We start from the raw sequence: 18,769 nt of genomic DNA, 5'->3' as shown, positions 1-18,769 counted from the left end.
TGAGAACACGAGGTAGGCGGCGGTACAGCGCCCCCCTCAGCGAAATGTGGCGAAGGTCGATACCTGGCCTTGCTGCGGTTGTGGGTTTTGGTGTCTGTATCAATGCGCTCCGATTTGCTGGGCCGCTTTATTTTATACAAATATTCGACCGGGTCATTTCCAGCCGGAGCGTGGAAACCCTCGTTATTCTGACCTTGGCCGCCTTGCTCGCTCTGGTAACTGGCGTCGTGCTGGAAGCCATTCGTCATCGTATGCTTTCCCGCTGGAGCGTTTGGATCGAGCACCACTTGACCAGCCAGTCCGTGAAAGCCGGATTGACGGCAGGCGTCCCCAATCCGCCGCTTCTGACCAGCATCGAGAAAGTCTCCAGCTTTGTTGAGCGAGGGCTAGCTGCTTGGCTGGACGTGGTCTGGGCTCCCGTTTTCCTGTTATGTGTATACTTGATCCATCCTGTTCTCGGCCTGATCGCGTTGGCAGGCATGGCTTTGCTGACAGGCATGGGCCTGCTCAAAGAAAAGATCACACAAGAGCCCCGCCAAGCTGAACGTGAAGCTGCCAAGCAGGCGAAAGAGGTATTGATCTCAGCGGAAAGGCACAAAGACGTAGTCGGCGCCTTCGCAATGGCCGACGCGATCGCCGGTCGCTGGGGTAGGAACAGAGTAGATGGCTTTTTGCAGCGGGAGCGGCTTAATGCCAGAGGATCGAGCCTTGATGCAGCGATCCGGGCGCTGAACCGTTGCGTTTACATAGTTCTATTGGCATCGGGCATCTGGCTGTTCCTGAACGATTCGGCGTCCCTCGGAGGCGTATTTGCAGCCCGGCTCATTGCCAGATTTGCTTACAGAATGGTGGAAAAGGCAGTTCGGGAGCTCAGAAGCCTCAGGGAAGCGCGGGAGGGATACTCCAAGATCAAGGCGGAGCTTGCCAAACCGTTGGACGTAGAGCCGTCTCTGCTTCCTGGAACGCCGCAAGGCTCGTTAGTTCTCGATCAAGTTACATTCAGGCATGCTGGATCGCGAGCAGACGTATTTAGGAAACTGTCGCTTTCTCTGGCTCCTGGGGAATTGCTGCTGGTCATAGGACGTGCAGCCACCGGCAAGACGACGCTTTCTCGTCTTCTCATTGGTTTGCTCAAGCCCCGCACCGGCCAGATCCGCTTGGGAGACATGGACATAACCAGGCTTCCGGATAATGTTAGAGTTGGAGGCATCGGCTATTTACCTCAGCACGTTGAACTTTTCGAGGGAACCGTCGCGGAAAATATCGCGCGGTTTCAACAAAGTTCTATCGACGACGTGGTTTCCGCAGCAAAAATAGCTGGGATACACGAAGTTATCATTCGTCTGGGCCAGGGTTATGACACTTTGCTTAACGACTCGGTCGGCCTGTCCGGGAGTGAACGGAAGCGAGTAGCCCTTGCCCGCGCGCTCTTTCGCGCGCCGAGACTTATTGTCTTGGACGAGCCATTCGCCAATTTGGACGCTGCCTCGAAGAAGACCCTCGAGTCGGCGGTTAGGCTTATGAAGGATGCGGGAAGCTCGGTAATTGTCACCATATCCGGACAGACCAACCGTCTTGCCGGATTAGTTGATAGGTCGCTGATCCTAGGAAGTCGATCGCCTGAGCTCACCGAAGGTTCGGTTCCTCCCGTTCGCTTCGGGAAAACTGAATTGCGGAGCGTTAAATGATAGCTTCGCTCGCCCGTGACACCGAACGCTCCGGCACCCAGCAAGCCGAGGATCCGCCGCCGTTTGGTAGGCGTTTAGTGATCTCTGGTTTCGCGATTGTCGCTGCCTTCTCGACCCTGACCGGCATGTGGCTTGTCGCGGCACCTATCCAGGGTGCGGTCTTGGCCACCGGGGTGGTGAATGTCGCGTCAAACGTAAAGACAGTTCAGCACCTCGAAGGCGGCATCATATCAGAGATATTGGCTCAAGAAGGAGATCGCGTGTCGCCAGGCCAGGTGTTGATACGATTGCAAAACACCGCTTCGGCGGCTGCTGCAAATGAAATCAAGGCGCAGTGGTACGAGGCGAAGGCTACGGAAGCGCGCTTGGTCGCGGAAAGAGATGGAAAGGACTCGATCGAAATTCCGCCTGAATTGAAAGCGTCCGGCAAATTGGCAGCGGATGCTGTTTCCGGGCAGGAGAGTGTCTTTCGGACACGTCAAAACCTCTTCAGAGAGCAGCTCTCCCTGCTGCAGCAAGCAACCGGAAGCATGGCGAAGGAGATAGAGGGTTTTGAAGGGCAAGTGGTAGCGGCTACCCGGAAGCTCGAGCTGATCGAGGAGCAATTAGGTGATGTGCGCAGCCTGTACGAAAGGAAGTTGGTAGTCAGGACGCGCCTTGTAGATTTGGAAAGAGAAAAGGCGGACGTGGGAGGTGCCCTAAGCGGGTATGTAGCGTCGATCGGCGCGACCCAGCAAAAGATGGAGGAGACGAAATTCAAGATTGCCGAACTTAGCGCCTCGACGACGGCCGATATCGTCGAGACACTAGGAGAAACCCGCGCCAAAATATACGAATACGAGCAGCGAATGGCCGCTGCTGATGACGTGGCGACGCGTACCGAGATACGTGCTCCTATCGGAGGCACCATAGTGGGACTTAAGGTCCACACGAATGGAGGGGTCGTAACGGCGGGAGAGCCGCTGATGGACATCGTCCCTCAGGAGGATAGCTTCGTTGTTGTGGCAAACGTTGACCCCCTCGACGTCGATCAGGTGAAAGTGGGGCTGCACGCGACGGTGTGGCTTAGCGCTGTGAACAGACGTTACCAGCAACCGATGACCGGTGACGTTCGCACTCTTTCAGCTGACCGGCTAATTGACCCTCGGACCGGTCAGGCTTTTTATTCAGTCCGAATTGTTCTGAGGCCGGAGTCTTTGAAGCCTGGAGCATTGCAAGCTGGAATGGGCACACAGGTCATGATCGAAACTGGAGCGAGGTCAGCATGGGAGTATCTCAGCGCGCCGGTCTATGCCGCTATGGGACGTGCTCTTCGTGAATAAAGAGAACGAGCAATAGACAAAGACTTTTACGCTCCCGTTCAAGTATAATTTGGGCGAGTATCGAGTATTATGTCTTCTTCCAGTCGCGGCCACCAGTCGACGCGTCGCCGCCGCTCGGCCCTGTCGACGCCGCGCATGCGCAGGCCGAACTCGACATTCTCGCGCACGGTGAGGAATGGAAACAGCGCCAAGCTCTGCCAGGCCATCGGCGTGTCCCGCTGCCAGGTGACGGCTTTCGTCGATCAGCACGGCCATTGAACACCATAGTGTCTGGATCGCTGCCGTTCGAATGCACGACGACATCGCCCCCGACAGCCACATATCATCCAACTGAAATAAGAGTGGAAACCATGGCCAGCAACGCCAAACTCGCTGAATCAGCTGGCGAAACGCCGAAGCTTAACATGAAACCGATCGAGGAGATTGACAGCAAGCAAATCTCCACGGCAATCCGACAAAATCGGCCGTTTGTTGTTCGAGGCTGGGTTGCAGCCTCCGACGGTTGGGGATTGGATGACCCCAAATGGGCGCGGCATACCGGGCAGGTTACGGTGGTTCCAGGGGACGAGACCACGGTTTCCACTGCATCCTATGTCTTACGCAAGAGCGGGATGACACACGAAATGACCTTCCGTGAGTTGTTCGAGCGGATCCTAGGCCAGGGGGAATGGCAACCACTGATCGATGCAAACGAGCGCTACTACATGTTTGGCGGGAAAGTCCCGAGCAGTCTTCTGGAGGCATTGCCTTGGCCAAGCGACCTGGAGTTCGTTGGCTCGTCTCCCTATGTTGCTTCCGAAGGGGTTGCCGCCAAGGCGCATTATGATCATTGGTACGCATTCCTGGTGCAGCTACACGGGACAAAAGCCGTAAAAATGTTCCCCCCTTGGGATTATAGTTTCATCTATCCGCAGCATGAAAAGACGGCCGACAAGCCCAGGCGGGCGCTTGTGGATTTGAATAATCCCGATTTTGACCAGTTCCCGTTGTTGAATCAACTGCATGGAGAGATTGCCGTACTGAATGCAGGTGACGTTTTGTATATGCCGGTCGATTGGTGGCATGAGGTTGAAACCGAGGGATTCTCCGTCAGCATCAACCGGCGTTTGAGACGGAGTGCGCTGGACTGGGCCGGCGCTCTGCTTGTATTCGGCTATCAGGTCCTGCAAGGCGCATACCGTTACGGCATCGAACCGATTCCCAGCCACGAAATTAAGACTCTGGCCAAGCATGCCTATGTTGAGTGGAAGAGCGACACCGGCAAAACGGAATACGATCAATGGTGCGCATTCCTGGCGCAGTTGGGGCGGGACCAAGCAAAGGCGTTGCGGATCCCCGAAGATCTCGGAGTCCTCATGGCGCGGTGTTTTCAGACCGAGCAAGACCTAACGAAGGCAGAGTTTGAGGCGCTCTCGCATCCCGCGGCTGGACTACCTGTTCGGCATTGACCTGCATCCCGGATTTCTGACCGTTCTGAGCTGGAATTTTCCACTGAGTTGAAGTTTTCGGAGGTGCAGATCGCCTTCATCCTGCGACAAGCTGAGGAGGGGACGGCGGTTACGCGATGGTTTGGCTGAGCGCTGTGAGCAAACGTTACCAGCAACCGATGAGCGGTGACATTCGCACTCTTTCAGCTGACCGACTAATGACCCTCGGGCCGGTCAAGCTTCTATTCAGTTCGAATTGTTCTGAGACCGGAGTCTTTGAAAGCAGCGCCTGTAGCATTGCAAGCTGGATGAGCACACAGGTCATGATCGAAACTGGAGCGAGGTCAGCATGGGAGTATCTCAGCGCGCCGGTCTCTGCCGCCATGGGGCGTGCTCTTCGTGAATGACCAGAGGACGCGGCGGAGGACGCGGCACCACACGAAACACCACCGGATGGGCAAATCAAGACTAGCCTCTGGAGACGCGTAGACATCACCAACGTCCTGTTTGCGTCGACTGAGCTCGGGTCATTGCAGCTGCGGGAGGCATGCTACCATGCTCAAGTGCTACCATGTTGACCGGACCCGCCACGAAGTGCTGAACTCCATCGCGCTCTCAGCTCAAGCTGCGATGGTCCTGAAGATCCCATCCGCAGGAGCTCCTCAAGCGGTGTTTGAAAAGAACCCGCAGGGCTCTTTCCCCCCTGCCTCCCTCACAAAGCTAGTGACCACCATCACAGCGCTCAATGTGGCATCTCGGTGCGAACGTTCCTTGAACACCATGATGGAGATGATCGTAGAGGACAAAGCAAAGGGGTCGGGCAAAAACATTAACGTGGGTGATCGCTTTTCCTTTCAGGATGCGATCGCAAACATGATGCTGCCGTCCTCCAACGTCACGGCCAACGTAGTGGCACGGACTTTCGGCCAGCTTCTGATTGATATCGAGGAAAACGAGGCAAGCTCTGTTCCTCGTTTCGTTCAGGAGATGAACGCGACGGCCGCCAGTCTCGGAATGACCAATTCGACTTTCGTTAATCCGCATGGGCTCTATGCCCCGGCACAGATCACAACCTGTGCGGACATAGCGAAGCTCCTGGTGGATGCGATCGAGCGCCCAGCGATTTCGAGTGTGTGGGGCCGCGCCACCTACAACATGACGATCATAGGGCCGAATGCTAGAACCCAACAAATCACGTCGTCTGTAAAAATGATTGAAGGCGACGATGTTCTGGGTGGCAAGACTGGAACGCTCCGGCCCAAGACCTATAACCTTACCATCTATTCGCAGACGACCTCGGGGGCGAAATTAGCCTCGGTCATACTCTGCTCTCCTTCGGATGATGCCCGCTATGCGGATATGCGGCTTCTCTTGAGCGCTTTGGATGAGGTGTGATGTGACGAGAAATCGAGCATGATAGGGGATGCTCAGCCCACCCGAGCTGCGGCGAGTGACCGTCATGACGAAACTACTAGCAGGTTGTTGAAAATCTGTTTCGTTCCCTGAACGTCTCGCATTCATGTCCTGGTCCTCTCGATGGGCCAGAACGAACTTCAAACCGCATTAGATCAGAGGGGCAAGGTCAACCTGGCCAATGTTTCGGCTTGAGAAGCAGGGACGGAAGCCGCACCGAGCTTCGTATAAGCCGAAGGAACGCCGCGTTGACTAGCCGATAACCCACTAAAACCGTGGATTTATTGAAACCGCACGAGCATATTGCGGGTCGGGCGCGCAGTGATTGAAAATCATCGCGCCGCGCTATGTTATTTGCAAGCTGCGCGCCAGTTCCTTTCGCTCTCGTTAGCGGCCTTGGCAATTCAGCCACAACCGATGCGGAAAGGGGCAGCTCTGGTCCCGCAAGAAAGGGGCATCCGTTGTGTCATTGAATTTTACGTTTTGAGACCGGCGGCGGGCCCAGGTCCGCTTGCCGAACAGGGAGGAAGACAATGGACGGAGAATCGCATTCCCAATCAAGGCGAAGATTTCTGAAGACGAGTGGACTTGTCACTGGGCTAACGGCGACGGCGCTTACCGCTCCCTGGGTTCGAAAGGCCGGAGCCGCTGACACGATCATCTGGAAGATTCAAACCTCGTGGCCGGCGGGTGTCGGACTTGAAACTTTCCAGAGCTGGTGTGGGACCATCAAGGAAAAGACCGGAGGCCAACTCGAATTTCAGCCGTTCAAGGCAAAGGACATCGTCGGTGACTTCGAACTCCTCGACGGGGTGAAGAACGGCGTTCTGGAAGCGATGAACTCGTTTTCACTTTACTGGGCCGGTAAGCTTCCCGCTGCGGCGTTCCTCTCCTCTTACACGATGGGGCTACGCTATCCGCACGAATGGGACATCTTTTTCTATTCGAAAGGTGGTCTGCAGGCCGCGCGCGACCTTTATGCGAAACAAGGTCTTTACTACGTCAACCGCATTCACCACGGCCCGAACATCATCCACTCAAAGACACCGATCCGCTCGATCGAGGATTTCAGGGATCTGAAGCTGCGCGTACCGGGCGGCATGATCGCCGAGACATTCGCGAAAGCGGGCGCCAAGACGACGCTGCTGCCGGGGGGCGAGGTATTCTCCGCACTGGAGAAAGGCACGATCGATGCGGCCGACTACACTGGGCCGGCGGTCAACTGGGCGCTCGGGTTCCAGCAGGTGACCAAGTACATTTCCATGGGCCCAGCCGGTCTGATGTCCGTATACCAGCCCGTCGATCTGATGGACTTTGCCGTCAACATGAATGTCTGGAACCAACTCCCGGACAACCTCAAGAAGTTCGTGGAAGACGAAATCCAAGTCTATTCCAATGTCCATTTCGGGGCCATCCAGAAGGCCGACATGGAGGCCTGGCAGAAATTCCTGGATGCCGGCATTGAAATCAATCGGCTTGGACCGGAGGACCTCCAGAAGTTCCAGGAAATCGCGGTGCCAATCTGGTTCGAGTGGGCCAACAAGGATAAGGACGCGGCGCGCATCTTCAAACTGCAGCTTGAGGTGATGGAGAACCCGACCGTCGGTTACGTGACGCCGGACATGTATCAGGGATTGTCGATCAACCTCTGAGGCTCTCCGCGCCCGTCCTGTCCGGGCGGGCGCACTCTCCTGCAAGAGGCAGTCGCCGATGCCCTCACTCACATTTGTGCTGCCGCACTGGCTATACTGGTCAAGCCTCGTGCTTTTCCCGCTCGTTGCGGTCTTCCTTGTCCATCGCGAGCGGGCACAGCGCGATGCCGGCCGTCCAAATCTCTTTCTTGCTTACCTGTTCCTGGTCACTGCAGGCTTCCTCGGCATGCACCGGTTTTATCTGAAGAGCAGGTGGGGATTCATTTTTATCCCGCTGTTCATTGCAGTGCTTTGGACGAGCGCCCAGGTACGCGACGGACGTGAGGCAGTGTCGCTCGCGCGATCCCAGAGCGAACACGCCGAAAGGCTGTTGCCGCGTGCCAAGGCAGATGTCGCAGCCAGCAAAGAAGGCGCTGCCGATCGCCTGGCGAAAGCTGAGGCAGACGCCACGGTGGCGCGCGATAATCTGAGCGCCGCCGCCCATGGGCTCGAGCGCGCCAACAGCATCGGCCGAATTGCCGGACTTCTGCTTGGTCTCGCTCTCGCAGGCGACGCCCTTCTAATACCCGGTCTTGTGCGGCGCGCCCGCACCCGTGAGATCGAGCGCGCCGCGGCCGACCATCCGCTCGTAGTCGATGTGCCAGCCACGCCCGTCAAGCAACCGCTCGCGTTGTTCCAGCCGGTCGACTGGCTGGTACGCGTGACGGGCGAGTTCGTCGCGTATTGGTCGGTTCTCGCAGTGGTGGCGTACTACTACGAAGTGGTGGCCCGTTTTGTTTTCAACTCACCGACCAACTGGGTACATGAAAGCATGTTTCTTATGTTCGGCATCCAGTACATGCTGGCAGGCGCCTATGCCTACCGTGACGAAACGCATGTCAGGGTAGACATCGTCTACAGCCATCTCTCCGAACGCGGTCGTGCTGTCTGCGACATCATCACCTCGGCCTTCTTCTTCTTGTTCACCGGCACCATGCTGGTCACAGGATGGCGATTTGCGAGCGATGCCACGGCGGTTGGCGAACGCTCATTCACCGAATGGGGCATCCAATACTGGCCGGTAAAGCTCGCGATCCCCGTCGGGGCAGCGCTCCTGTTGCTTCAGGGTCTATCCCGGCTGATGCGAGACATCGCCACTGCATTTGGAAGGGTCGGCTGAGCGATGGGCCTCGAGCTTCCGATCCTGTGGCTCAGCATATTGATGTTCGGGGGTCTGGGCGTACTTTTGCTGCTCGGATTACCGATGGCCTTTTGCACCGGCAGCCTTGCCGTGCTTTTCCTCTTTCTATTCGGCAATTCGGCCATGCTGAACATGCTGCCGTCTCGGGTCTTCCCGTTCATGACGGATTATCAGCTCTCGGCGGTGCCGCTTTTCATCTTCATGGCCGCGATTCTCGAGAAGGCGGGCATCATCGAGGAGCTGTTCGATGTCGTCTACAAATGGCTGGGCGGACTCAAAGGCGGGCTCGCATCGGCCACGGTGATCTCCTGCACGCTGCTGGCCGCGATGGTCGGTGTCGTCGGGGCGACGGAAGTGACGATGGGCATGATCGCGCTCCCGGCCATGCTGCGCCGCAACTACGACGCCAAGCTCGCCTGCGGCTCGCTTCTTGCTGGCGGGACCCTAGGCATTCTCATACCCCCTTCCGTCATGGCGATCGTCTATGCCGTCGTGGCGCAGCAGTCGCTGGGCGAGCTTTTGATCGGGTCGGTATTTCCCGGGCTGCTGCTGTCCGGGATGTACGTCGCCTACGTGACGGCGCGCTGTTACATCGACCCCAAACTCGGCCCGGCGTTGCCGCCGAACGAGCGCATTGACTTCGCCCAAAAACTCAAGCTTTTGCGCCGGACGTTCATGCCGATACTGCTGATCCTGCTTGTGCTCGGGGTCATCTTCATGGGCATTGCCACGCCGGTCGAAGCCGCCGGCATCGGTACGTTCGGGGCTTTCATCGTCTGCGCCGCACATCGGCGCCTGACCTGGGACACGATCCGGGAGGCCTGTGTCGCGACGCTCAAGGCCACGGCGATGGTCATGTGGATATTCTTCGGCGCCACCATGTTCGTCGGTTTCTTCATCCTGAAAGGTGGGCAGAACTTCGTAGCCGAATCGATACTCGGAACAGGCTTGGCGCCTTACGGCGTTCTTGTTCTGATGATGATCATTCTGTTCGTCCTGGGCATGTTTCTGGACTGGGTGGGCATTCTCCTTCTCACCGTACCGATATTTCTGCCCATCCTAAAGCCACTCGAATTCGGCGGCACGTTTGGGCTAGCCGGTGTGGCTCCTGAAGACGTGCCACTGTGGTATGGTGTCATTTTCATGGTCAACATGCAGATGGCGTTCCTTAGCCCGCCTTTCGGCTATTCGCTGTTCTATCTGAAGAGCGTTGCGCCGCCGGAGATCTCGATGGCGACGATCTTTCGATCCGCAGTCCCCTTCTTGTGCCTGCAGGCGATCGGAGTGGGACTATGCATCGTGTTCCCCTCAATCGTCGTCTGGCTCCCGAAGGTCATGTACGGAGCCAATTGACCACATTTGCGGCTTGCCGACACCGAGGATCAGTCGAATTTGATAGCTTTTCGCTTGAACGGCGTCACCTTTTTGCCTTCCTTTGCGCGTCGTCATGAGATCGCTTCTTGAAACAATCCTGGCTGCGAGTGCGGGTTTATCGCACTCGACCAGTCTTGGTTATCTCGCCTACGCCGCCCCGGGAATGCCGCCCCATCTGTCCTTGCCGAGATGGCCAAGGAACCCGCCGCCGATCAGATCGTTTCGCGATAGATCAATCGGACGAGGAGAGACATGCTCGAAATTCTGCATGCTCACAATCGCGGGACACCGAACACGGGCCGGCTCTGCCAGTTCGGGGCTTGGCGCGATGCTGCGTGACGATGCTGCGTGACGTCGATTATGTCCTGCAAAAACTCGACTGGATGCGCGCCGAAGGCATCTGGCCCAACGGCTTGCGATATCTGTGGACCGATGCATTCGGGGTCGTGCTCTACGTCTCGCTTTATGCGGAAACTGGCGAAGAGCGCTGGCTGGGCGAAGCCGAGCGGCTGGTGGCCGATGTCGAGCGTGTGCTCGGCCGCCGGCGCGGACTGAGGATCGGCGAAGCGGCCGATCGCGACGGCCAGTATTTCCACTATCTGGCGATGTGGCTGTTTGCCCTGGCGCGTCTCGGCGATCTGAAGCCGGAATACCGCAAGCGCGGCATTACGCTGGCGCGGGACATTCACCCGGCGTTTGTGGTCCCCGGCCGCGGCGTGATCTGGAAGATGCAGGAGGATTTGAGCGGTCCTTACCCCGGCTACGGCCTCGGCAGCATGGATGCCTATGACGGCTACGTCTCTTACCGAATGCTCGACGACGAGGAACTGGCGCCCGAGATCGCGCAGATGCGTGACCTGATGGTGCGCGATTGGCGCAGCCTCGACATCGACCAGGACCTCGGCCTCGGCATGATGCTGTGGCTCGCCCATTTCTTTCCCGACGAGCCGTGGGCCGAGGCCCAGACGAGGCGTTCGCTGCGAACCCTGGAAACGATGTGGGTCGACCCGCCCGGTTATTTCAGCCGCGCGCCATGGCTGCGCGATACCAAGTTCGCCTTCACCAATTACGGCGTTTCGCTCGGCCTGCAGGCCGCCGGTATCTGGCCGGGGCGTGTCGATAGGCTGAACGCCTTCTTCGAGGACTGGCGCTCCGGCGACGAATACGACCGCGAGGCGATCACCTGGGTGATGGCCTGCACCTCGCATCTTCCCGGTGCTTTTCTGACCCGGGGTGGCGAGAGAACGATTGAAAGCGACGAACCTCGGGAACGTTCCTCTGCCGGCGCGGTTGTCGATGAAAGTGCATCGAAAAGCAAGAGCAAGGAACGCGGTTGAAATGGCCACTCTCTTGGGAAAACCGGGGAGCTGTTGGGTGGCGACGGCCACCTCCACGAACTATCCCCAGCTCGAAGGTTTGGTCCGTGCGGACGCCGTTGTCGTGGGGGCTGGAATCGTCGGGCTGACGACGGCGCTTCGGCTTTGCGAGACGGGCCGGTCGGTGATCGTCTTGGAAGGCTTGCGGACAGGTGGCCAGGTGACCGGCCGCTCGACGGCCAAGATCACCACGCAGCATGCGCTGATCTATCGTCATCTCATTGACAGCGTAGGCCGGGACCTGGCGCGGACCTATGCCGATGCGAATTCCGCCGGCGCCAAACAGATCCGCGATTGGGTTCGCGAGTACGCCATCGCCTGCGATCTCGAGAGCAAGGACGCCTATAGCTACACCTGCAGTGAAAGCCGGCGCGCGGAGATTGCGGCCGAGGCGGAGGCCGCGCGCCAGGTCGGGCTGGAGGCCGAGATCCTCGACCGCGCGCCGCTGCCTTTCGTAACGGCCGCCGCGCTACGGTTCCCCGACCAGGCGCAGTTCAATCCGGCGATGTATCTGGTTGGCCTGGCGGAAGCGGTGACGGCCCGTGGCGGTCGGATCTTCGAAAACAGCCGCGCCACCTCGATCGACGAGGCAAGCCGCTGGCGCGTCGTCACCGATGGCGGCGCCGTTGATGCCGGGCACGTCGTCGTCGCCACCAACATGACGGTGAAGAGCCCCGTCGGCATGGCGAACCGGACGCAACCGCGCTGCCACACCGCCATGGCCTTTCGGATCGACGATCCCCTCCCTGTCGACGGCATGTTCATCGGCATCGACGACCCGACGCATTCCATCCGCACGGGCCGTGATGCCGAAGGGCCACTGCTGGTCACGCTCGGCCCCAAGTTCAACACCGGCTGGGACGGCGACGTGGCCAAGCGGTTTGTCGAACTGGAAAACTGGGCAAGAAAGAACCTTCCGGTCGGCGACGTCGCGTGGCGCTGGTGCAATGAGGACTATGATACGGCCGACAGGATCCCATATGCCGGCGAACCCGATCCCGCCAAGGCCGCCGGCTTCCACATTGCCACGGGCTTCAACGCCTGGGGCATCACCAACGGGACGGCCGTGGGCGCGATGATCGCCGACCTGATCTGCGGCCGCCCGAGCCCATGGCAACAACTCTACGATCCGGCCCGGCCCTATCCCGAGGCCTTCCACAAGAACGGCCGCAGTCAATCGATCGTCTCGAGCACCCACGACATTGCGCCTGGCACGGGTGGCGTGATCGTCAGGGGAGACGAAAAGATTGCGGCGTGGAGAGACACCGAAGGCGCACTCCAGGCGGTTTCGGCGATTTGCACCCACAAGGGCTGCACCGTAACCTGGAACAATGCGGACCACACCTGGGATTGTCCCTGCCACGGCTCGATCTTCGCCGCCGACGGTTCGGTCATCCACGGCCCTGCCCGAAAACCGCTTGCCCAGATTACATTGTGAAGGCGGCGACCGACACGGCCCGCGTCACGCCGGCCGTTCGTAGGTTCCGACCAGCTCCGTCTCCTCCAATGCGTGTTTCTGGGCTTGCTTCCAGACCTGATGCACGCCCGCCTGTCCTGGTACGCTGAGGCTCGGCACATCGAGCGCGGCCAGCAGGAAGTGGTAATGGTGGACGCCGTGCCCTGCAGGCGGCTGCGGACCATCGTAATACGCATTGCCGAAATCGTTGGTGCCTTGCCTGAGTGCCGACGGGCCGGGCTTGCCGTCTTCGGCCTCGGCTAGTCCCCCGGTATCCGGCGGGATGTTGAACACCGCCCAGTGCCCGAAAATCCCGCTTGGTGCATCGGGATCCCGCACGACAAGAACAAGGCTCTTGGTACCATCCGGGACACCGGACCACTTCAGCGGCGGCGAGACGTTCTGGCCGTCACGCGCATATTTTTCGGGAATTCTTCCGCCTGCCCGGAACGCCGGGCTGATAAGGGTGAGTGGCATTGCTATTTCCCCAAGGAGGTTGCGACCGAGAAGCCCGCGCCTGCGCCGTTCACGCCGCTTGCTGAGCTTCGGCGACGCGTCTTATCTCGCCCGGCAGGGATTCCCAGACCTTGTGCATCTGTCCTTCTCCGACGTGATGGGCGAGTACCTTGGACACGACCCTGAATGCATCCTTGGAATCGACCGGGCGGGTAAATTCCAGCTCCGCCTTGATCTTGGCCAGAAACTCGTCGAGCGACCGCATCTTCTCGGGAGCTTTGGAAGGCTGATATTGGTCATAGAAGGCGCCGCGCACCAGGATCGGCAGCTGCGAGCCGAGGTGGGCTGCAAGATCCGGCTGCATACGGTCGCGCAGGGCGTGCAGCACCGCTCCGAGAACGTGCCAGGCGACCTGCCGATCCGGTCCAATCTCGTCCATGATCTCGTCGAGCCAGATGTTCGTGGTCTGCAGTGTCTTGTCGAATACGTCGAGTCCGGTGGCGTTCATCGAGATCCTCCTTCCGTTCAAATCCGACTAGGTGATGTGACCAAACAGCCGTACCTGCCCGTTGTTCCCCCATGCGCATGTCCTGATGCGCATTTATTGTCGGAGGTCCCGTCTGTTGTCGGCCCGTCATGAGGGGATTCGGGCCGGCTTTTTTGCCGCTGTTTTTCGACCACCTTTCTTGGCCGGCACCGGAACATCCTCATGGGTGGACGAGTTTTGTTTGCCGTCGCCGATCACATGGCGACGAGTGATGCAGACACAAAAAACAGGAGAAGAACCATGGCACATCACGATTTGGCGCCCCGGACGCCATCGCGCAGCCTCTACCCATCCGCGCGCGACCCGCTCACGTCATTCCACCGGCAGATCGACCGCCTGTTCGACGACTTCTTCGCGCCGATGGCCGAAGCGACTACGGCCGGCGATCTTTGGCCGAGCGTCGACGTACATGAAACAGACCAAGCCTATAAGGTCACCGCCGAATTGCCGGGGCTCGAGCAGAAGGACGTTGAGCTCAAGCTGCGCGAAAACACCCTCTTTATAACGGGCGAGAAGCGTTCGGAGCACAAGGAAGGCGAAGGCGGCCGCACCTACAGCGAACGCAGTTATGGCCGGTTTCAGCGGACCATCCCGCTGGAAGCGGAGATCGATGCCGACAAGGTGCAGGCCACTTTCAGAAACGGCATTTTGGCTGTCGAGCTTCCGAAGAACCCCGCTGCAAAGGACAAGACACGCCGCATAGAAGTGAAAGCGCGATAGTTGCCAAACTGAAGGCTGCCTGAGCAGGCGGCGTTCAGCCCAGATGGAGAAGAACGGCGAGCACGGCGGCAACCGCCCAGCGAGCGTCTAGCGCCGGGGATCGTCCGTTGCCTCGGAAACGCCTTCGAGAGCGATTTTGGCGGCTTCCTCATCGGTCCGCCCGAGGTCGGCCAGGGCGATGACGCCGACGAGGCGCTTGTCGTGATTGATCACCGGAAGACGACGCACCTGATGCTTGGCCATGATCTTCGCCGCATCGGTGATATCGGCGTCATCGAAGCACCAATAGACATGCTCGGACATGACCTCGCGAACGGTCGTGTTGCCGGCTGAGCGCTCCTCGGCGACGCCGCGCATCACGATGTCGCGGTCTGTCACCATACCGACCAGCCTGTCATTCTCGCCGACCGGAAGGGCGCCGAGATTGTCGGCCCGCATTTTCCGGGCGGCATCCCTGATTGTCGTGTTCGGGCCGACCAGTTCGGTCCGACGGCTCATGATCTCCTGAACTTGCATGGGATCTTCCTTTCCCTGATTGCTGAGGCAACAAGTCGCCAGACGGACGTGTTGCGACGCATCGCTAGATTGCCAGCTGGCCGGACGAGGCATGTACGGATCACTACTTCGATCTTCCCGATCCGCGCTGAGGCGCGTGCCGGTGCCGGCACCTCGCGATCGAAACTATTCTTGGAACGTCCAGGCAGCGAGCGAGTTCCAAAATGGTACCGGTGCCGCAGCCATCCCACGGAATGTGGACGCAGGCTGGTGAAAAAACATCCGCCGGGAAAACAGATGCACGCGGATTGAAGGTCATGGCTATCATCTTTTCAGATCGCCGCGAGGCCGGGCGGCAACTCGCCGGGGAACTCGTTCGCTTTGCCGGCCGCGACGATGTGATCGTATTGGCGCTGCCCCGAGGCGGCGTGCCGGTCGGCTACGAGGTCGCGCAGGCACTCAAGGCACCGCTCGACGTCTTCGTCGTGCGCAAGCTCGGCGTCCCCGGCCACGAGGAACTGGCCATGGGGGCGATCGCGCCCTCAGGCGTACGTGTCCTGAACGACGAAATCGTCAACGGTCTCGCGATCCCGCCACATGTCATCGACGCGGTCGCTGCAAGGGAGGAAAAAGAGCTTCTGCGCCGCGAGCACCTCTATAGGGACGGGCGACCCCCACCGCAGTTGAATGGACGAACCATTATCCTCGTGGATGACGGGCTTGCGACCGGATCGACCATGCGGGCCGGGATCAAGGCGCTGCGAAAAAACCACGCCGCCCATATTGTCGCGGCCGTTCCCGTCGGTAGCCCCGACACTTGCGACGCGATGCGGGCGGACGCCGACGAGGTCGTTTGCGCGACGACACCAGAGCCGTTGCTGGGTGTCGGGCGCTGGTACGTGGATTTCTCGCAGACGAGCGATGAAGAGGTGCGCGCGCTCCTCGCCAGGTCCGGGCCCAAGCCCGCCGCTTCCGAAGAGGAATTGGCTGGGCGCGCGAGCGCGGGTCCGGCGCCTGGCACCAGATCGACATAGCGGAGATGGATATGGACCGGGATAGCGAGCACGTCGTGCATGTTCCCGCGGGACCTGTCACGCTTGAGGGCAATCTTTCGTTGCCCTCGGATGCTCGCGGCCTTGTGCTCTTTGCCCACGGCAGCGGAAGCAGCCGCCACAGCCCGCGCAACCGCTACGTGGCAGGAAGGCTGAACGAGGCGAACCTCGCCGCCTTCCTCATCGACCTGTTAACGGCCGAAGAGGAGCGGATCGACCAGGTCACGGCCGAGTTGCGCTTCAATATCGGACTGCTCGCCGAGCGGCTGGTCGGCGTCACGGATTGGCTCGGCGCCTCGCCGGAAACATCTGGGTTGCGTCTTGGCTATTTCGGCGCGAGCACGGGCGCCGGTGCCGCCCTGGTGGCGGCGGCCGAGCGGCCCGACCAGGCCGCGGCCGTGGTTTCGCGTGGTGGCCGGCCCGATCTTGCAGCGCACGCCCTGCCGCGCGTCCGGGCGCCGACCTTGCTCGTCGTCGGAGGCGCGGACAAGCAGGTGATCGCGCTCAACCGCTCGGCGCTGGCGGCGCTCCACTGCGAGAAGGAGCTCGCCATCGTCCCTGGCGCGACGCACCTGTTCGAGGAGCCCGGCGCCCTGGACGAAGTCGCGGGCCTGGCGAGCCGATGGTTCTTGCGCCATCTGATTTCGGACAGATCGGCGTCGACGTCCTGACAGCTGGGGCTTGGATCACCAGTCCCGGGATCATTTGCGTCCTCAACGCGTTATGATCCTCATAAGACCGCGCGCAGCTGCAACCCGAATGGCTGTCGCAACCCGTATGAGGGAGAAAGACAATGCCGGACAAGAAAACCATCGAGAAGGCCCGAAAGGACAAGCGCGAGGGCAAATCGCCGAGCACACAGGCCGGCGAGTTCGTGCACGAGGAGATCGATAAAATCCGCCGCGGCGAGCACGGCGCGCGCTCGACCCAGCAGGCCATCGCCATCGGGCTTTCCGAGGCAAGACGCGCAGGCGTAGACCTGCCCCCGCCCAAAAAGGGCAAGGTGAAGGAGAGCACGCGCAAAAGCGCCGAATACGCCTATGAGGCCGGCCAGGGTGAACGCACGCCGAAACGCCGCCCGCGGGTCTCGAAAGCCGTCTCCAAGGTGCTCGAGCACGAGCCGAGGAGTACGGCGTCGCACGAGGCGCTGGCGCAGCAAGCCAAGCGTGCGGCCTCGCGCCGGACGGCTGAGGAGCGCTCGGCCGCCGCCAAGAAGGCCGCCGAGACGAAAGGCGCCAGCGGAAGGAAGGCGGCGGCGCAGAAGGCCGCCAGAACGCGCGCGCACCACGCATAGTTCAAAGACGGCAGTTCGCCTCCTGGAAATCCGATATGGCCCAAGCGACCGGTATCGAGATCTGCCCCGGCAGCGCGGGACAACGCCGCTGCCCAAGGCGAACCTGCATCCGCGGGACAACATCGACTTCGAAATCACCGCTGACGAAACGGTGGCGCTGAACGAGCAATACGCGTCACTCGCGACGCTGCCCGACGCGTGACACCAACCGGAGGTACACGGCGGCAAGGGCAGCGGGAGACCGATCAGGAAAGCGCAGCCTGTTTCTTGAGCATGATGCGTATCGCCCATAACGCGGAGAACTCTGATCATGACCTCAGCTGCCAGCACGACAATGCCGCGAGACACCACTCAGACGAGACATATCGCTTTGCTCGGCGCGCCCTCTAATCTTGGGCTGATGCCGCAGGAGGGTGAGCCGGAGCCCGGCGTGTGGAAGGCGCCGGAGACACTTCAATCGCTTGGTCTCGCCGACCGTTTAGGCGCCGGTCCGTTGCGCTCGGTTCGGGCTCCGTCTTATCGGCCTGAGGTGGATCCTGCGACGGGCGTGCGCAATGCCCAGGCCCTGCGCCAGTATTCCAAGACGCTTGCCGAAGCGGTCGACGAGGAGCTGAACTCGGGAGGGTTCCTGCTCATGCTCGGCGGCGATTGCCGTGTGTTGCTTGGCCCTGCGCTCGCGCTACGGCGTCGTGGCCGCTACGGCCTTATCTTCTTCGATGGGCACACCGATTTCAAATTGCCGGATACCTCGCCGTCAAAGGGAGCCGCGGGCATGGATTTGGCCTTCGTGACCGGCCATGGCCCGACGCTCCTGACCGATTTCGGCGAGCACACTCCTTTGGTCCGTGAGGCCGACGTAGTCGCGTTTGGCTATCGCGATGTGCAGGACCCCGCGACTTACACGTGCAAGGCCGTCTTCGACACCGATGTTCACCGGATGGATTTGGCTGAAGTGCGGCGGCGCGGCTTCGCCGATGCGGCACGCATAGCGCTTGACGCGGTCGCAGGGCAGGACATCGAGGGTGTATTCGTTCACTTCGATGTCGACGTGCTGGACAGCGAGATCATGTCGGCTGTCGATACGCCGGAGGCCGGCGGTGTCTTGCCCGACGAAGCTGTCGAAGCCCTTCGCACATGGTGCAACGATCCACGCGTGATTGGGATGGAGGTGACGATCTATGATCCCGACCGCGATCCGGATCGTCGCTGCGGCGAGCTGCTGATCGACATTCTGGTCGCTTCCCTTCGCGGCCGGTAGACCAATGGGAGTCCTGCACTTGTGCACAAATGCAATCCGCCGGCACGAATGGCCGTCGG

At 60.1% G+C, this 18,769-nt stretch carries 18 protein-coding genes; 14 read left to right on the top strand and 4 right to left on the bottom strand.

Annotation, left to right across the window (positions count from 1 at the left end):
• Positions 1-80: 80 nt before the first annotated feature.
• Positions 81-1,688, top strand: coding sequence for an ATP-binding cassette domain-containing protein (locus NKJ55_RS18935; protein WP_352451181.1), 1,608 nt, complete (start codon positions 81-83; stop codon positions 1,686-1,688).
• Complete coding sequence (locus NKJ55_RS18930; protein WP_352451180.1) at positions 1,685-3,010, top strand: HlyD family type I secretion periplasmic adaptor subunit; 1,326 nt, start codon at positions 1,685-1,687, stop codon at positions 3,008-3,010. Before NKJ55_RS18935 ends, NKJ55_RS18930 begins: the two co-directional genes overlap by 4 nt.
• A gap of 38 nt (positions 3,011-3,048) precedes the next feature.
• Here the strand turns inward: NKJ55_RS18930 and NKJ55_RS18925 are convergent, their stop codons facing one another.
• The gene (locus NKJ55_RS18925; RefSeq protein ID WP_352451179.1) at positions 3,049-3,216 is read right to left on the bottom strand and encodes a hypothetical protein; all 168 of its coding nucleotides are present in this window, start codon (positions 3,214-3,216) and stop codon (positions 3,049-3,051) included.
• Between the two features lie 144 nt (positions 3,217-3,360).
• On the opposite strand from NKJ55_RS18925, the gene NKJ55_RS18920 reads away from it, so the two are divergent.
• The 7 genes from NKJ55_RS18920 to NKJ55_RS18890 all read left to right on the top strand — a co-directional run bounded on the left by NKJ55_RS18920 (position 3,361) and on the right by NKJ55_RS18890 (position 12,870).
• A complete protein-coding gene (locus NKJ55_RS18920) occupies positions 3,361-4,458 on the top strand; it encodes a cupin-like domain-containing protein (protein WP_352451178.1) in 1,098 nt (365 codons plus the stop codon).
• 534 nt (positions 4,459-4,992) lie between these two features.
• Positions 4,993-5,832 carry a D-alanyl-D-alanine carboxypeptidase family protein gene (locus tag NKJ55_RS18915; protein WP_352451177.1) on the top strand — a complete coding sequence of 280 codons (840 nt, stop codon included), beginning with the start codon at positions 4,993-4,995 and terminating at the stop codon, positions 5,830-5,832.
• Positions 5,833-6,383: 551 nt separating this feature from the next.
• Positions 6,384-7,502 (top strand): TRAP transporter substrate-binding protein DctP, encoded by a 1,119-nt coding sequence (dctP, locus tag NKJ55_RS18910; RefSeq protein ID WP_352451176.1) that lies wholly within the window; start codon positions 6,384-6,386, stop codon positions 7,500-7,502.
• A 76-nt stretch (positions 7,503-7,578) separates the two neighbouring features.
• Complete coding sequence (locus NKJ55_RS18905) at positions 7,579-8,661, top strand: TRAP transporter small permease subunit (RefSeq protein WP_352451175.1); 1,083 nt, start codon at positions 7,579-7,581, stop codon at positions 8,659-8,661.
• An 84-nt stretch (positions 8,662-8,745) separates the two neighbouring features.
• Positions 8,746-10,035 carry a TRAP transporter large permease gene (locus NKJ55_RS18900; protein ID WP_502904492.1) on the top strand — a complete coding sequence of 430 codons (1,290 nt, stop codon included), beginning with the start codon at positions 8,746-8,748 and terminating at the stop codon, positions 10,033-10,035.
• A 362-nt stretch (positions 10,036-10,397) separates the two neighbouring features.
• Positions 10,398-11,393, top strand: a complete 996-nt coding sequence (locus NKJ55_RS18895) for a hypothetical protein (RefSeq protein ID WP_352451216.1) — start codon at positions 10,398-10,400, stop codon at positions 11,391-11,393.
• 1 nt (position 11,394) lies between these two features.
• Entirely contained in the window at positions 11,395-12,870 is a 1,476-nt protein-coding gene (locus NKJ55_RS18890) for an FAD-dependent oxidoreductase (protein WP_352451173.1), read from the top strand.
• A gap of 24 nt (positions 12,871-12,894) precedes the next feature.
• Here the strand turns inward: NKJ55_RS18890 and NKJ55_RS18885 are convergent, their stop codons facing one another.
• Complete coding sequence (locus NKJ55_RS18885; protein WP_352451172.1) at positions 12,895-13,365, bottom strand: YbhB/YbcL family Raf kinase inhibitor-like protein; 471 nt, start codon at positions 13,363-13,365, stop codon at positions 12,895-12,897.
• A gap of 49 nt (positions 13,366-13,414) precedes the next feature.
• The gene (locus tag NKJ55_RS18880) at positions 13,415-13,852 is read right to left on the bottom strand and encodes a DUF2267 domain-containing protein (protein WP_023677864.1); all 438 of its coding nucleotides are present in this window, start codon (positions 13,850-13,852) and stop codon (positions 13,415-13,417) included.
• A 216-nt stretch (positions 13,853-14,068) separates the two neighbouring features.
• Here NKJ55_RS18880 and NKJ55_RS18875 point away from each other — a divergent pair, with 216 nt between their 5' ends.
• Positions 14,069-14,611, top strand: a complete 543-nt coding sequence (locus tag NKJ55_RS18875) for an Hsp20/alpha crystallin family protein (protein ID WP_352451171.1) — start codon at positions 14,069-14,071, stop codon at positions 14,609-14,611.
• A gap of 87 nt (positions 14,612-14,698) precedes the next feature.
• Here the strand turns inward: NKJ55_RS18875 and NKJ55_RS18870 are convergent, their stop codons facing one another.
• Positions 14,699-15,127 carry a CBS domain-containing protein gene (locus tag NKJ55_RS18870; RefSeq protein ID WP_023677862.1) on the bottom strand — a complete coding sequence of 143 codons (429 nt, stop codon included), beginning with the start codon at positions 15,125-15,127 and terminating at the stop codon, positions 14,699-14,701.
• A 296-nt stretch (positions 15,128-15,423) separates the two neighbouring features.
• Here NKJ55_RS18870 and NKJ55_RS18865 point away from each other — a divergent pair, with 296 nt between their 5' ends.
• From NKJ55_RS18865 to NKJ55_RS18850, 4 genes are all read left to right on the top strand, one after another.
• Positions 15,424-16,140 (top strand): phosphoribosyltransferase, encoded by a 717-nt coding sequence (locus NKJ55_RS18865; RefSeq protein WP_352451170.1) that lies wholly within the window; start codon positions 15,424-15,426, stop codon positions 16,138-16,140.
• 11 nt (positions 16,141-16,151) lie between these two features.
• Entirely contained in the window at positions 16,152-16,829 is a 678-nt protein-coding gene (locus tag NKJ55_RS18860) for a dienelactone hydrolase family protein (protein WP_352451169.1), read from the top strand.
• Positions 16,830-16,951: 122 nt separating this feature from the next.
• On the top strand, positions 16,952-17,452 hold the full coding sequence (locus NKJ55_RS18855) for a DUF6496 domain-containing protein (protein WP_352451168.1): 501 nt from the start codon (positions 16,952-16,954) through the stop codon (positions 17,450-17,452).
• Between the two features lie 370 nt (positions 17,453-17,822).
• Positions 17,823-18,710, top strand: coding sequence for an arginase family protein (locus tag NKJ55_RS18850; protein ID WP_352451167.1), 888 nt, complete (start codon positions 17,823-17,825; stop codon positions 18,708-18,710).
• Positions 18,711-18,769: the final 59 nt, after the last annotated feature.

The sequence above is a fragment of the Mesorhizobium sp. M0106 genome (assembly GCF_040322715.1).
Classification (GTDB): Bacteria; Pseudomonadota; Alphaproteobacteria; order Rhizobiales; family Rhizobiaceae; genus Mesorhizobium.
This window is presented reverse-complemented; position numbering and strand designations above follow the sequence as displayed.